The organism is Legionella impletisoli (assembly GCF_900639875.1).
GTDB classification, from domain to species: domain Bacteria; phylum Pseudomonadota; class Gammaproteobacteria; order Legionellales; family Legionellaceae; genus Legionella_A; species Legionella_A impletisoli.
Genome location: NZ_CAAAIA010000002.1, coordinates 1 through 14,032 on the forward strand (window position 1 = coordinate 1; position 14,032 = coordinate 14,032).

The window sequence follows — 14,032 nt, forward strand, 5'->3', positions numbered from 1 at the left end:
TTTTTATGGCGTAACTCTAAATCCATTTATTATTATCCACTTTTACTAAAATCCCATATTAAATACTAATTATTCTTTTTGTGTAGATATCTATGGCTTAAAGCACAGCATCCATGCTAGGCACATCAAACCCAATGGATGCTGCGGTCAAGCCGCAGCACGTAGGAAATAGAATGGATCACCAGATAGTCAAAACAGTTGCTCATAGGAGATAGCGATGGACTATCACAATCAAGTCATAGCAAGTAAGCCATAAACCCTACACCCCTACCTGCTGTGCTTTAAGCACAGCATCCATGCTAGGCACATCAAACCCAATGGATGCTGCGGTCAAGCCGCAGCACGTAGGAGATAGAATGGACCACCAAGATAATTAAAACTGCAGCACATAAGAGATAGCGATAGGTTGCCAGAATAAAGCCATAGCGAGCAGGTCGTAAACCACACCCCCTACCTGCTGTGCTTTAAGCACAGCATCCATGCTAGGCACATCAAACCCAATGGATGCTGCGGTCAAGCCGCAGCACGTAGGAAATAGAATGGACCATCCAGATGGTCAAAACCGTTGCTCATAGGAGATAGCGATGGACTATCACAATCAAGTCATAGCGAGCAGGTCGTAAACCACACTCCCTACCTGCTGTGCTTTAAGCACAGCATCCATGCTAGGCACATCAAACCCAATGGATGCTGCGGTCAAAGCCGCAGCTCGTAGGAAATAGAATGGACCATCCAGATGGTCAAAACCGCAACACAAAGGAGATTGTGGAATTAGGTGGATTGAGTAATTACACGATTTAAAAGTGTTGTATACCTCTCAAATGGTAACTTATCACTGGTGATATGCCGTGATATAAAAAGCTCTAAACAGGCTTTCTTTCCAGATGATGCAGACTCATCCTGAAGTTCTAGGGCGAGGGTTAAACCCGCTAAGCTAATTGCCATCTTTTCCACAATTTCTTTAAAAAGTAGCGTTTGTTCTTCTATTGCTACGGTTTTTAAATTTGAAAAGGCTTCTTCTAAATCTTTAATAGTTTCTTCAAAAACTCTTTTATAAGTCAAATCGTGTGTTAGCTCTTCGCTTAATGCTCGTAGATGAGACAAGAAAATTTCATCCACTTCAAAACGATGGATATCTTTCAACACTTGCATCCACAATACAAAATGCGTTCCTTCCCAATTTTCACAAACAATGCAATCTCTTAATAAACGCGGCAACGATGAAAAACTCTCGATTGTGCCGTTACCGGCTAATACATCTAAGCAGTGATGGATGTGTTCAACCGAATATTTCGCAGTAAAATACTTATTGATATTTGCCAATGTTCGTAACAACAATTGTTTTTCTTTCGTCTTTTGGTCTTCAGGTGCCAAATCAAAATCATCTTGTAAGCGCACCATATGAAATACGCTAGCAATCATTACGGTATTGTCTGCTTTAATGGTTGCGATTGATTCTTTAACCAACGGATAATCAAGAATTTTATGCTCAAAAGCAGAACGGTTAAGTGCATAATAGTATGCTGTTTGATAAGCTCGGCGCGCCATTCCCAAAACAGAAAACGCATTGAATATACGAGACAAATGCAACACATTTTCCATAACTAAATTAATGCCTTGCTCCAGCTTACCCATGGGGTATGCCAGCGCATGCTTAAAGTCTATCTCAGCAGTAGCCATCGAACGCGTGCCAAACTTTTGCTTTAATCGTCGAATTCGATAATGATTTTGACTACCATCTGCTAGTGTAGAAGGCACTAAAAATAGTCCAAGTCCTTTTGTACCCGCTATGGTTTGATCAAAGCGCGCAGTCATTAAAATAAGCTCAGCATTCGCATTAGAACAAAACCATTTTTCCCCGCTAATTCGCCAATGGCCTTCTTCATCTTGATAGGCATAAGACGCATTTGCCCCAACATCCGATCCACCTTGAATTTCGGTTAAAAATTGTGCTCCAGTATAATTTTCTTGAAAGGATGGCAAGCTGAGCTTTTCAATCCAAGTCCCTGTTTCCTTTAAGTCAGAATATTTATTTAAAATTCGCATGACACCCGCTGAACAAGCGATTGGACAATTATGACCCGCTTCGCCGGCATGCGATGAAAGAATAAATAAACTTAAAGTTTTGAGCATTTGACCTGGTTTATTGAGATACCCCATTATACCCGAACCATAGATGATATCCCCTGCTTTTGCATAGAGAGGACTATGTTTAATCACATCTTGACGCTCCCCAATAGCATCATACTGTTGTAAAGTAGGAAGATGCTCATCTAAATTATTTTCACGCACCACGGGTTCTAATGCTTCGGCTACTTGGCACGCAAAATGCTGTAATGTTTCAATAAAATCTATATCTTCAGAAAAATAATAGCGATAGGTGTGCATTAAATCCGATTTTGGCAGCAAGATATTTTGTTTCAGCTGGCTTTCCCATGTTTTAAATTGATCACGAGCGGTTTCGTAGGCATTGGTGGTCTTAGTCATTGATAATTCCTTTTAGAAATTACTTTTTCTTATAAAATCAACTATATTAGTTTATAAATCAAGTGATTGTATAGGAGGTACACCATGCGGGTGCTTATCGTAGGAGCAGGGATTGCAGGATTAACTCTTGCCGGCTTGCTCAAACAAAGAGGCGTAAATCCAACGGTAATCGAAAAAGCAGGCTCATTTGGTGAAGTGGGTTATATGCTTGGGCTATATCCTACAGGAGCTAATGTTTTACGAGGGCTCAATGTCTTTGATCAATACCTTGAAGTCTCCGCACCTGGGAAAACCTATGAAGCGTACAACATGACAGGGGAAAAACTAAAAGAATTTTCATTTCGTCCCATTGTTGAACGCTATGGTCCTTATCAATTGATCACACGTTATGAACTCTTAAACCTGCTTTCTGAAGCCTGCGGTAATTTAAACGTTCGCTTTAATACTCAAGTTACCTCGCTTTTGCAACATGAACATGAGGTGGAAGTCCAATTCTCTGATCAAAGTAATGGTATGTTTGACTTAGTCGTTGGTGCGGATGGATTGCATTCTGAAATACGAGATTTAATCTTAAACGAAGAAGAATATCATTACTTTAGTACTGGCTGGGGAGGCTGGGTATGGTGGTCTAAGCTTGACACGCTTCCCAGTTATACCATTCAAGAATACTGGGGTAAGGGCGCTTTCTTTGGCGGCTACCCTGTTCGCGAAAAAGTGGGATTAATTGCCGCAGTAAATCATCCCTCAGCAGAAGAAGCGCTGCAAGGTCAGAGTCGATCGCAATATGTTAAAAATCGATTTGATGCCATATTCAATAAACATCCTGAGTTTTTACAAGATCTCCCTCCAGATGAGGATCCTGTTTTCTTTTGGTCGCTTAAAGACCAACGTGCATTAACCTGGCATAAAGGACGCGTCGTACTATTGGGCGATGCAGCTTCCGCCTTTCTTCCCACCGCAGGTGTTGGAGCTTCAATGGCGTTGGAATCAGCAGCTGCATTGAACGATATTTTATCAAGAACGGGTACAGAATTTATTCCTCATGCCTTAACCTTATTTGAAAAGCGACGTAAAAAACGAGTTGAAGGGGCTCAAAATGACTCCAGACGACTTGCAAAAATGATGTTTGTCAGCTCTGGCTTCAGCGCCTGGATAAGGGATTACTTTACTAAAATGATGTCGGTCGATTCGGTCATGAAAAGCATCGTCAAAGGGTTTGATGAGCCAATTTAACGTGAGTTCGACAGAAAAGTCCTTTATGACTTTTGTGGCGCTAAACGAACTTTACCCCGTACAAAATAAGCCAGTTCGATATCAGCAAAATTTGGATTTTGCTGATATCGAGCTCATATCATTTAGATGGTTTTGGGACGGGTAGGAGACTCTTTTGGGGCAGTGACAGCCTCAAATCCTCCGGTAGACGCTAAAATATCAGGACTTAACGGCATAAATCGACTTTGCTGGGCAAAAAAATTAGGTTTTGAGGGCACTAAACGAATATCTTGATCGTACAAATTTTCCAGCCGTTTTCGTTGTTGCTGGCATTCCGCATGAGCATCTTTTATGCATTGACAGGCCTTTTGCTGCTCTTTTGTCATGGATCTTAACGCTTTTGGCGACATCGAGACTTGCATAGGTGCAAATATTTTTTGTTGCTCATCGAACGGTAACTCGTTCACAATCTGAAGAATAGGTTGGATTAATTGCGGGCATTTATCTAAGGCAATTCGTAAAAATGTAGCGCCGCGACTATCGCATTGAGTCATAAGAGCCAATTTCGTTGCTCGACTAAAATGAGTCACCATATCCAGTATAACACTCAAAACTTTTGGATAGTGAATGTTGGCCTGTTTCATAATTTTATCTTGTTGCTCTGTACACAACCCGACAAGCTGCTCTTTTAAAGGGCTTAAATCTTCGAGGTTCCAATAAGCAGCACGCATCAAAGCATTTCGTCCCTCTGAATCAACTTGGGATAGTATAGATTCCTGTGTGTTAAGCTTTAATCGCTGTAGTAAAGGCAAAATGTATCTTAAAGCGCTAGGCTGAGTGCGCATAATGAACGTCCATGCGTTTTCACCTTGATCATTAGCAAACGACAGTAAATCCATTACATGATGAGGCGCGATATCCGTTACGCACGCTGCGAATTCTTTGAGATAACGACTCCAAGTCGACAGTATATACATAAACACCGTTTGCTTATGGTGGTCGCGGTGTGCTAACAATTTAAATCGTTCGAGCGGATTGTACCCAGAAATTAGTTCAAATAAGGTGGGAACCAACGAGTTAACATCGTTTAATTGCGATTCAAACTTAATAGCAGAAAGCAATGCATGCTCTTGCAAGGCATTTTGCTGCAAAAGGAGAGGCAAGGATAATTCAGTAGGCCAAGTTTTGATGGCACCTATAATGTTTTGTAATAGATTAAAATAGTTTCTTTGAAATAAAAGTGTCTTACCAACGACCCCATTATAAAGCATTAAAGCAGAATTCCCTTCGCTATCTCTCTCTTGTAAAATCGCCGCCTGACTTGCTAAGGGTTTATCCTGGATAATCTTCCAAAGCTTAAAGGCTTCATCCATATTTGTGCATAAAGCATGGAGAAACGCTTGCCCTAGCGCCTCATTAGACAAATTAGCGCGGTTTTCAGAACGATCAAACATGGTTAACCTTGAGGAAAAAAAGATGTAAAGAGCTCAGCGATGATACTATTAATCAACTCGAGCAAATGAGGGTTGGGCTATTTTAATACAGTTTTAAACATTTTACAAAATTAGTATTAATTTTGTAAAATTTAACCGTAGTCTTGATTGCGCTGAACACAACCAAGGCTACGAAAAAGATCGACACCTAGCTCGTTCACGGCTAAGTTAATCGGCTAGTGGTGGATCTGGTCTATCTACTATGACTCCACCATGTGAACCCCAAAAAACATAATTTAATTTCACATTAACTCCCTTTTTCAAATCTTTATCTTTAATTTTGTCATACTGTTCTTTGGACATAACGGCATGAGCTTTTGTGCCGTCAGGTGTTTCGATGGCGATGGCGAAATAAACTATACCTTCTTTTTCAGCTAAGTTGGCAAAACCCGTCCCTACCAATAAAACCATCCCAGCTATTCCTGTCATGATGTGTTTCATCATTCTCTCCTTAATGAAATTTGTGTCAAGTAATCCCTTGAGGGAGCGAGTGCATTAGAGTTTATCTTCTTACCCACAAACCCTCATTGCACTACGCTCCTCAGCGCTATCTTTCATAGCCAAGATTTGAATCAGCAGCAGCTCCACCACGTGTATCAATCATCCCATTTTCAGCAGGTAGAATAACTAGCTTCACATTCACCCCGCCTTTCAAATCTTTATCTTTAATTTTGTCATATTGGTCTTTAGACATCACGGCATGAGCTTTTGTGCCGTCAGGCGTTTCGATGGCAATCAAACTGTATACCATGTCGGCTGAAGGTTTATCTTGAATTTGACCCTCTAGGGCAAAACCCGTCCCTACCAATAAAACCATACCCGCTATTCCTGTCATCACGCGTTTCATAATTCTCTCCTTAAATTATGTGTGCTGTTTAAGTATAGAACATAATTTTTTAACCTGTGCGTTCAAACCAGGGTATGACCCATTAAGCTTCTGATTAATAAAATGGCCAGAAGAGCATGATGAGTAAGGTGCCTATGATAGCGATGATTAGGGTGAGCGGTAGGCCCATGAGCCAATAATCGGAAAAGCGATAATTACCAGGGCCTAGAATGAGGGTATTGGATTGATGGCCCACAGGGGTTAGGAAGGTGCAGGAGGAGCCTATGGCAACGCCCATTAAAAATGGATCAGCCGCAGCTCCCCAGTCCGCTGCGATTTGTAAAGCGATGGGTGCAAAAATTAATGCGACTGCGGCGTTGTTGATGAGGTTAGACAAAAGCATCGCAACGAGAATTAAGAAAAATAGATTAAGGCCTATGGGTAAAACTTGACCATAATAATAAAGAGCCGTTCCTAATAATTTCGCTGTACCGGTAGATTCCATTGCCTCACCTACGGGGATTAAGGCAGCAATTAATACAATAATCGGTAAATTAATGCTTTGATACGCTCTATTCAAACTGAGGCAACCGGTAATCACCATCATGACGGCAGCTGCAAAAAAGGCAACGTCTACCCGCACTAAATTTAAAATAATAGCGAATAAGGCAATTCCAAAAATCGTTGCTACTTTTATGCTTAATGTTTTTGAAAAGGGGCGAATGTGTTTTTCTTCTAAAAAAACACCATTCAAGGCCTCTAAAATGTCTGGTGAGATTTTAAATTCAGATTTAACTAACAAACCATCTCCTGGTTTTAGTTTAAGGGCTTTAATGCGCTCAGTAATGGTGGTATTTCTTCGCGATACGGCAATCACTTCAATCCCATAGGACTCTGGCAGTTTTAACGCTTCTATTGGTTTTTTAAGCAAGGGGGACTGTGGTAAAACCGTAATTTCAGATAAGAAATGAGGTTTTGATTTTGAATTTTTGGCTTGTGGCCTGTATTCTGCACTGAGTTTGTATTGCGAGATTAGTTCATTTACCGTCCATTTATCCGTTTCTAAAATAAATGAATCGCCAGGGAAAACTGTATAAAAACCAAGATTTTCACGAATGACTTCTTCTTCTCGTACCATAGCCAGTAATTCAATTTTATCCTCGTAGTCATTCAATAAGGAAGCTACTTTTTTATTAATAAGTGTGGAATGAGGCTTTACCTTAAGCTCTACGGTAAATTTTTCAGTTGGCTTTTTCTCCTCACTGGTTTTTCCGAGCGGAATCAATTTCCAACCCCAATAAGAAATGAACAATACGCCAATAACCGCCAATCCTAATCCAACTGGCGCAAAATCAAAAAAGTAAAACGCTTCACCAAGATATTTTTTTCGATAGTCCGAAATAATGATATTGGGTGGTGTTCCAATCAGGGTAATTAATCCTCCAATGAGCGAGCTAAAGGCCAAAGGCATTAGCATTTGTTGTCGAGGTATGTTTTTTATTCTTGCGATTTTTAACGTGATAGGAATCATTAAAGCCACAGCGCCGACATTATTAATAAATGCAGACAATGCGACAACCATGGAGCAAAGCGCTAAATTTTGCTTAGGAATATTTTTTTTTCTTAAACGAATGAAATTGGCTATTTCAGATAAAATGCCAGAGGTTTCAACGGCTCTGCTGATAACAAATATCGCAGCAACAGTAATCACCGCACTATGACTAAACCCTGAAAAGGTTTTTGTTACTGGAATCAATCCAAAAAAAACCGTTAACAATAAAACAACCGATGCCACTACATCATAACGTACAATATTGCTGATAAACGCAATCAGCGCCAAACCTAAAATAATGGAGAGAACAACTTGATCGTAGTTCATGTATAAATAATAAAAAAATTAGTCTAGATTTAAATTTAACGTCTTTTGCCAGTAAGTAAAGAAAAAATAACGACTTATTTATGTTCACTTCTTTACCCCCCCTTATTCAATAGGGTCACCCCTAATGGCGGATGGTGAGATCTTTTTGTATAATTAATATACATAATGCAATGTGCGTTTTTCAGAACGAAATCGATAAGTTACAAGGAGAGTATCATGCAAATCAAAGACATTATGACACCCAATCCTAGGTTTTTACTCACGACAGCGACACTGAGTGAAGCTGCAAAAAAAATGCGCGAACTAGATACTGGATTTATTCCAGTTGGGGATCAAAGTACAAATAAATTAGTTGGAACCATCACCGATCGCGATATCGTGATTGAAGCGGTAGCCAATAAAAAGGATTTAGACACCCCACTCAAAGACATCATGCATAAGGGCGTTTGTTATTGTTATGAAACAGACGATGTTAAAGAAGCGACTAAATGCATGAAAGATAAGCAAATAAGACGATTAATTGTGTTGGACAAAGATAAAAACTTAACGGGAATTGTTTCTTTAGGCGACATCGCTCTTCACTGCCAAGATGAATTGACTGGCGATACATTAGAAGAAATTTCTAAACACTAGAGTTTATTGACCACCTCAACGGTAACGATTCCGTTGAGGTTATTTACTATTCGCTTTAAGGCTGAAAGAAAAAATATTGTCAAATTCATCGTGCACCTCAGCAAACGCTTCTAGAATGGTTGGATCAAACTTATAAAAAATCCCATCCGACTTTTTACTTAAAATAATTTTAACAGTATCTTCATGGCTTAAAGTAGCTGGATGATAAGGGCGATCCGACCTCATCGCATCATAAACGTCACAAAGGCTACATATTCTTGCTTCTAAAGGAATTTGATCTTTTTTGATTCGTAGCGGATAACCTGTGCCATCAAAATTTTCATGATGATAAAGTGCGATATTTGCTGCAAATTTTCCAAGGGGATGGGCTATTTTTTCCAGCATCTTATAACCAAGCTCAGGATGCATTTCAATCACATCGCGTTCAAATAGGTTTAATTTGGTTTGTTTATCAAGAATATGGGATGGCAAAGCCAATTTACCAATATCATGAAGACTTCCTGCTTGTTGTAAATCAGCGCAATATTGTTCGTTACACCCTAATGCCTGACCGATTACACGCATCATTTTACCCGTATTCTCTTCATGTCTTAACGTGTATGAATCATGATAATGTTCCACTCCACTGACAATCAACCTTAAGGAATCAAACAGCTGAATAGTGGTCGCTTTCAAGGTCATATTCAACTCTAAAAGCGATGATGCAATGGAAGAGTAGGTCACAACCCCGTGAAATTTCTTATGCTCATCCAATACAGCCAGTATATCGAGCTGATTAGCCCGCATTTTCTCCTCACAAACCGTTGCAGGGGTGTCCGGTAAAACAGCTGGTGGAGAATGGGAAGAAACTAGATCAGCAAAAATCCGGTGGGGATGGATAATCTTTGCACGACTTACTACGCCAATAAATTTCTTTCGTTGTTTATCTCTGAAGACTGCGAAGTAATTAGAATGAATATTAGGGCGATCTTCTTCATGAACTAACGCAATATCTTTGCTTAAACAATCCTTTGCAAACAGTTGTTTCATAACTCACTCACCTCAATCTGCGTTTCTGATTCTAAACTTAAGTGAAGAATTTCGTTTTCTCCCATTAACGGCTTGATATGCATGATAATAAAATTGATGATGGCTTCTTTTTTCAGACGCCTTAAAATATTTTTACGAATCAGCAAATCTCCTATTATTTCATCATCTATTTTAATATGATCATAGGGTTGAGCAATCAGTAATCCAATAGCCCTTTTCATTGCTGTAAATCCAATAGGGGCTGATTTTCCTAGAACTAAAACATCATCAACCGGTGGCACTTTATATTCGCTTATGCGAGCCGTAATTCGATATCTACTTTGTACATTCATTTTATATGTCCCTGAAAAGCTAAATTTATCAAAGCAATGAGCCAAAGGCTGATAATAACGGGAAAAGAAAATATATAAAAGTATTTTAATTTCCTAGGAAGGATAATTCGTTTGACTAAGTAGATTGGCCGCGGTTTAATATCTCGATTTTTAGCATGATAAGGAGATTTCTGATGAAAAAACAGCTAATTGCTATAGGATTTTGTGCTGCTTTGATGAGCACAAATCTATTCGCGGGTGTATTTTTCTTAAAGCAAGGCGATCTACAAAATGATGATCGAATCGATATTGTTTGGAGAAAGCAATCGGGTAATTGCCCCACGAAATACCCAGTTGAATCGGTTGATTGCAACTATGAATACCAAAATATCGGAGGCTTGGTCGTCAATCATTTGGTCGATGTAAGCAGCCGTCGTTGGTTTACAACGGAAAATACGTTCGAATTTACGATTTCATTGAGCGCTGCAAGCAAAAACAAAGGGTATGCGTTTAATGAGGCTTCTTGTAAAAACTTACAGAATGTCCTTCAAACCAACAGCACGGTTACTATCAATAAAACCGGATGCATCGTAAGTTAAAGTATTCCATCGCGCCACTGCCATTCATTTAGCAACCCGAGCGACCGAATGGCAGTCACGCTGGCATTATTACGACCGTTCTTATTAAAGACTTATCGTCCTTAAAAAGAGACTTAAGATCCTTGCTGGCCTAATGCTTTCTGAGAAAGTTCACGCTCTGCCGCTTGTATAAATTCCATGGCGTTTTGTAATACGTTAGAGTCTAAAATCAGCTCGTCCTCTTTATTTAACCACCCCAAATCAATCAAAACCTCTTTGGTTCGTTTCCCCCCTTCCATTAAAGCATGTTGTAAAATGGTTTTTAATGAAGCATTTTTAATATCCAAATTTGAGTGACGAAAGCAACTAAAAAAGCCATGTTTGTCTTGCTCAAAGCGCCTTTCATAATGTGTTTTAAAACACGCCAATAACTCTTCTTCTGTGCATTCACGATGTTTCTTATGAATGATTTTATCAGGCTCTAATAAGGTATATTGGTTACCCAACGTATCGTAAAAATGAGCAGCTAGCAATGCGTGCAGATCAGCTGAGGGATGAATATCATCGAAATACATATAACCACTGGCAGCGGATATCCCTTTTGATGGGGGTTTAAAATCCAGTGAGTCCGCATAAGATAAAGTTTTCTTCTCTTCATCAAAGTAATATTTTGATGGATTCTCATAAACTTTTTCAAACTCTGAATTAATATCAAAAATACGTATTGAACAATAGGGATAATCTCTAGAAAGCGCTTCGCAAACTTCTTGCAATTGCTTATTAAAATAATAAGAGCATTGTCTAGCTTCTACTTGTTCCGCTTGAGTTTTATCATAAAAACGAGGAGTTAAAGAAAGGTTTGGTAGATTGAATAACACAAAATTTCGATACCCAGCCGAAATGAGCTTTCTTACATTATCTACTCGGGCAGCAATGGCTCTGTCGACTTCTTCTGGTGTGGGTTTAGCATTGACCGTAATTAAATCATTTGCACCAGACCATTCTATAATTAAGGTCTCTCGTTTCTGCTTACAAGAAATATTATGCTTTTTGTCGTATTGAAGAATCTTATGCCGCATATCTTCCAATGCGGATAAAATGATGCGATTAAAAAACCGTTTGAGATTCCAGCTTGGCTTCCAACTGTAATCATGTGACATTAAGCCGCCTTCGCAGTAGCTTCTTACCCATAACTTTTTATGATAGTGGACAAACTTATCGTCATCTAACGTATAACTGTCATAAATAGCACGTAAAATTCGCTTATCGCGCATAATAACGGCATCCGCGATATCTGTATCGCGTAAATGCCAGCGCCTTTCCAGCCGCTTAATGGTAAAATCACTGGCAATACTCGCTGTAACGTGATCGCCCCAAACCAGGCCATTGGTAAATCGCCCATCGGGTGAGCGCTGTTCAAGCCCTGCGATTTTGCGCATAGGTATAATGCCGAATAAAAAAGCTCGATTAAGCGTGCCTCGATCGGATAGGCTATCCCCCATCATCGTGATGTATTTAATTTCTATTGGCTTGTTCGCGTTTTCTTCTCCTATCACGCCCTGATTTCGCGGCATAAAACCTCCTGTTTTAGTTATCCTTATTATCATTATCCTATTTTAAGCTGCTGTCTAGCATGCGAATCAGCCTAGTGGAATTGTAAATCCCTCTAAGTGATGCTACTTTAATTTTTATACATTTAACAAAAGGAGATGGCACGTGAAGCGTACGATATGGTTTAGTAGCGTCATGATTGGGATGTTGTGTAGCTCTTTTGTTTTAGCCAAAACTGAAATTACAGGGACTTATCAGTGTGAAGGAGAATCTAATATTAATAATAAACCGTTTAAAGGGACTCTTGAGATTCATAAGCACGAGAAAAAAGGGCTTTACGAAACAAAATTTACCTACAGAGATGGCTCTAAAGATGTTGGGATATTAAAGCCATCGAAGAAAGAAAACGTTTATGTTCAGTATTTTCATTCCGCTGTCCCGAATGAAGCCAGTGGATTCACAAGGTTTACGCTAAAATCACCGCAAGAACTTGCTGCAAACTATGTTTACATTAGTGAAAATACTGGAGATATTGCTACCGGTGAGGCAGTTTGTACACAGAAGAAAAAGCGTTAAACGAACGTTATCCTGTAAAAAAGCAAAGCTTTTTATATGGGATCCATTCAAAATAAGCCCGGTCGATATCAGCAAAATTTGGATTTTTCTGATATCGAAGGGGACGTTAACTCAGTGTAAGATTTGGGCCAAGCACATAGCCCTTACTCTTTAGAACTCGATTTTGGAGTTTTAAATCCAATGAACCAACCTAAGCATATCATTTCACAGGCGATCAAAACATAAAAGGATGTTTGATACGCGGAGGCTGGATAGAAACCCAGCTCATTTTTTGGCCAATGCGTGATGATTGCACCTAACATATATTGCCAAACAAATGCTCCAATAAATAATGCAAAATTCAATGCAGTAACCGCTCTTCCGATTACATGGGGTGGTACTGATTGAGAGACATAAGCATATCCTAATGAACCATATTGTGCGAAATAACCAAATAGGAACCAAAACACATGACTGCCAGGCCAAACCTTTGAAACAATAAGAAGTTGTAAAAGAATATACAAACTCCCAGTCAAAATAAGTAAGCCAATGATCGAAACATTTAATTTTTGCAGCCAGCTCGCTATTATCCCAGCGGTTAAAAGGCCAAGAATCATCGCAATAGCTATATCAGAAAGATATAAGGCAACCTCTGTCGTACTCATACCAATTGCCTGATGTAACCAAGGGCCCGCCCATAACCCCTGAATTGCTATAAAACTACTCATTAAAATAAAGTATGGTGCAAACCGTATAAACACACGACTTTTTAATACTTCTTTAAAGTCTTTAAGCTGTTGTGAGAAGGGTTCTTCGGTTTGGTGTTCGGCTTTTTTGTCTCGTGTGACACCATAGATCAAAAGCCCTACGATCAGAGTAAGAATGGTTAAACTGTATCCTAATGAGCGCCAGCCAAAATTACGAATCACTATTTCTGCAGGAATTGTAGCCAATAAAGCGCCAATTCCTCCCGCGGTTAATATAATCCCATTCACCAACGGTAATCGTTCGATACTATACCAGCTCGCAGCCGCTTTGAATCCGGCCATTAAACCTGCGGACATTCCTATACCAATTAATGCTCTCCCGACTGTTAACTGCCAGACGCTTTCAGCAATAGAAAAAAGAAAAATCCCTAGGGTGGCAATCAGGAATAATAGGGTTTGCACCCGCCTTGGTCCAAATTTATCCAAAATAAAGCCTAAAGGAATTTGCATGATTCCAAAGCCAAGTAAATAGACTGCCGTTAAAAACCCTAAAGCATTCGCTGAAAGATGTAAATCCACCGCTAAGACAGGTCCTAGAATTCCATTGATGGCCCGATAGATCGTACATACCAGGTATGCTAAAGCATAAGGTATTAAAACACTCCCTAGACGATTCATAGTTAATCCTTTCACTCAGTTGATTACTATCATAAACAATTAGAACTGGACAAACAATGAAACTAGAGGCACCCTGTATACCATGCATTTGTT

14 protein-coding genes are annotated in these 14,032 nt (G+C 39.5%); 4 read left to right on the forward strand and 10 right to left on the reverse strand.

Annotated elements, in window-relative coordinates:
- Nucleotides 1-373: 373 nt before the first annotated feature.
- Nucleotides 374-517, reverse strand: a complete 144-nt coding sequence (locus tag E1O41_RS11710) for a hypothetical protein (protein ID WP_165481078.1) — start codon at nt 515-517, stop codon at nt 374-376.
- 254 nt (nt 518-771) lie between these two features.
- On the reverse strand, nt 772-2,487 hold the full coding sequence (locus E1O41_RS02240; protein ID WP_131775695.1) for an acyl-CoA dehydrogenase family protein: 1,716 nt from the start codon (nt 2,485-2,487) through the stop codon (nt 772-774).
- Between the two features lie 84 nt (nt 2,488-2,571).
- Here E1O41_RS02240 and E1O41_RS02245 point away from each other — a divergent pair, with 84 nt between their 5' ends.
- A complete protein-coding gene (locus E1O41_RS02245; protein ID WP_131775696.1) occupies nt 2,572-3,720 on the forward strand; it encodes an FAD-dependent oxidoreductase in 1,149 nt (382 codons plus the stop codon).
- 122 nt (nt 3,721-3,842) lie between these two features.
- Here E1O41_RS02245 and E1O41_RS02250 read toward each other — a convergent pair whose 3' ends face one another.
- The 4 genes from E1O41_RS02250 to E1O41_RS02265 form a co-directional block, all read right to left on the reverse strand.
- Complete coding sequence (locus tag E1O41_RS02250) at nt 3,843-5,153, reverse strand: hypothetical protein (RefSeq protein ID WP_131775697.1); 1,311 nt, start codon at nt 5,151-5,153, stop codon at nt 3,843-3,845.
- 207 nt (nt 5,154-5,360) lie between these two features.
- Complete coding sequence (locus E1O41_RS02255) at nt 5,361-5,636, reverse strand: hypothetical protein (RefSeq protein ID WP_165481079.1); 276 nt, start codon at nt 5,634-5,636, stop codon at nt 5,361-5,363.
- A gap of 103 nt (nt 5,637-5,739) precedes the next feature.
- The gene (locus tag E1O41_RS02260) at nt 5,740-6,039 is read right to left on the reverse strand and encodes a hypothetical protein (protein ID WP_131775699.1); all 300 of its coding nucleotides are present in this window, start codon (nt 6,037-6,039) and stop codon (nt 5,740-5,742) included.
- Between the two features lie 94 nt (nt 6,040-6,133).
- On the reverse strand, nt 6,134-7,897 hold the full coding sequence (locus E1O41_RS02265) for an SLC13 family permease (protein WP_131775700.1): 1,764 nt from the start codon (nt 7,895-7,897) through the stop codon (nt 6,134-6,136).
- 216 nt (nt 7,898-8,113) lie between these two features.
- Here E1O41_RS02265 and E1O41_RS02270 point away from each other — a divergent pair, with 216 nt between their 5' ends.
- On the forward strand, nt 8,114-8,530 hold the full coding sequence (locus tag E1O41_RS02270; protein ID WP_131775701.1) for a CBS domain-containing protein: 417 nt from the start codon (nt 8,114-8,116) through the stop codon (nt 8,528-8,530).
- 39 nt (nt 8,531-8,569) lie between these two features.
- Here E1O41_RS02270 and E1O41_RS02275 read toward each other — a convergent pair whose 3' ends face one another.
- Both E1O41_RS02275 and E1O41_RS02280 read right to left on the reverse strand, forming a co-directional pair.
- Nucleotides 8,570-9,559, reverse strand: coding sequence for an HD domain-containing phosphohydrolase (locus E1O41_RS02275; protein WP_131775702.1), 990 nt, complete (start codon nt 9,557-9,559; stop codon nt 8,570-8,572).
- On the reverse strand, nt 9,556-9,891 hold the full coding sequence (locus E1O41_RS02280) for a hypothetical protein (protein WP_131775703.1): 336 nt from the start codon (nt 9,889-9,891) through the stop codon (nt 9,556-9,558). The genes E1O41_RS02275 and E1O41_RS02280 overlap by 4 nt, the downstream gene beginning before the upstream one ends.
- 173 nt (nt 9,892-10,064) lie before the next feature.
- Between E1O41_RS02280 and E1O41_RS02285 the strand changes: the two genes are divergently transcribed.
- Nucleotides 10,065-10,469, forward strand: coding sequence for a hypothetical protein (locus E1O41_RS02285; protein ID WP_131775704.1), 405 nt, complete (start codon nt 10,065-10,067; stop codon nt 10,467-10,469).
- 113 nt (nt 10,470-10,582) lie between these two features.
- Here the strand turns inward: E1O41_RS02285 and E1O41_RS02290 are convergent, their stop codons facing one another.
- Nucleotides 10,583-12,022: an SGNH/GDSL hydrolase family protein gene (locus E1O41_RS02290; protein ID WP_165481080.1), complete on the reverse strand. Its 1,440-nt coding sequence runs from the start codon at nt 12,020-12,022 to the stop codon at nt 10,583-10,585.
- Between the two features lie 142 nt (nt 12,023-12,164).
- Between E1O41_RS02290 and E1O41_RS02295 the strand changes: the two genes are divergently transcribed.
- On the forward strand, nt 12,165-12,575 hold the full coding sequence (locus E1O41_RS02295; protein ID WP_131775706.1) for a hypothetical protein: 411 nt from the start codon (nt 12,165-12,167) through the stop codon (nt 12,573-12,575).
- A gap of 143 nt (nt 12,576-12,718) precedes the next feature.
- Here the strand turns inward: E1O41_RS02295 and E1O41_RS02300 are convergent, their stop codons facing one another.
- Entirely contained in the window at nt 12,719-13,939 is a 1,221-nt protein-coding gene (locus E1O41_RS02300) for an MFS transporter (protein ID WP_131775707.1), read from the reverse strand.
- Nucleotides 13,940-14,032: the final 93 nt, after the last annotated feature.

Coding starts and splice junctions, on each gene's coding strand:
- E1O41_RS02290 (WP_165481080.1), bottom strand. CDS start 12,022: ATGCCGCGAAATCAGGGCGTGATAGGAGAAGAAAACGCGAACAAGCCA.
- E1O41_RS02240 (WP_131775695.1), bottom strand. CDS start 2,487: ATGACTAAGACCACCAATGCCTACGAAACCGCTCGTGATCAATTTAAA.
- E1O41_RS02265 (WP_131775700.1), bottom strand. CDS start 7,897: ATGAACTACGATCAAGTTGTTCTCTCCATTATTTTAGGTTTGGCGCTG.
- E1O41_RS02260 (WP_131775699.1), bottom strand. CDS start 6,039: ATGAAACGCGTGATGACAGGAATAGCGGGTATGGTTTTATTGGTAGGG.
- E1O41_RS02270 (WP_131775701.1), top strand. CDS start 8,114: ATGCAAATCAAAGACATTATGACACCCAATCCTAGGTTTTTACTCACG.
- E1O41_RS02250 (WP_131775697.1), bottom strand. CDS start 5,153: ATGTTTGATCGTTCTGAAAACCGCGCTAATTTGTCTAATGAGGCGCTA.
- E1O41_RS02300 (WP_131775707.1), bottom strand. CDS start 13,939: ATGAATCGTCTAGGGAGTGTTTTAATACCTTATGCTTTAGCATACCTG.
- E1O41_RS02255 (WP_165481079.1), bottom strand. CDS start 5,636: ATGATGAAACACATCATGACAGGAATAGCTGGGATGGTTTTATTGGTA.
- E1O41_RS02245 (WP_131775696.1), top strand. CDS start 2,572: ATGCGGGTGCTTATCGTAGGAGCAGGGATTGCAGGATTAACTCTTGCC.
- E1O41_RS02285 (WP_131775704.1), top strand. CDS start 10,065: ATGAAAAAACAGCTAATTGCTATAGGATTTTGTGCTGCTTTGATGAGC.
- E1O41_RS02280 (WP_131775703.1), bottom strand. CDS start 9,891: ATGAATGTACAAAGTAGATATCGAATTACGGCTCGCATAAGCGAATAT.
- E1O41_RS02275 (WP_131775702.1), bottom strand. CDS start 9,559: ATGAAACAACTGTTTGCAAAGGATTGTTTAAGCAAAGATATTGCGTTA.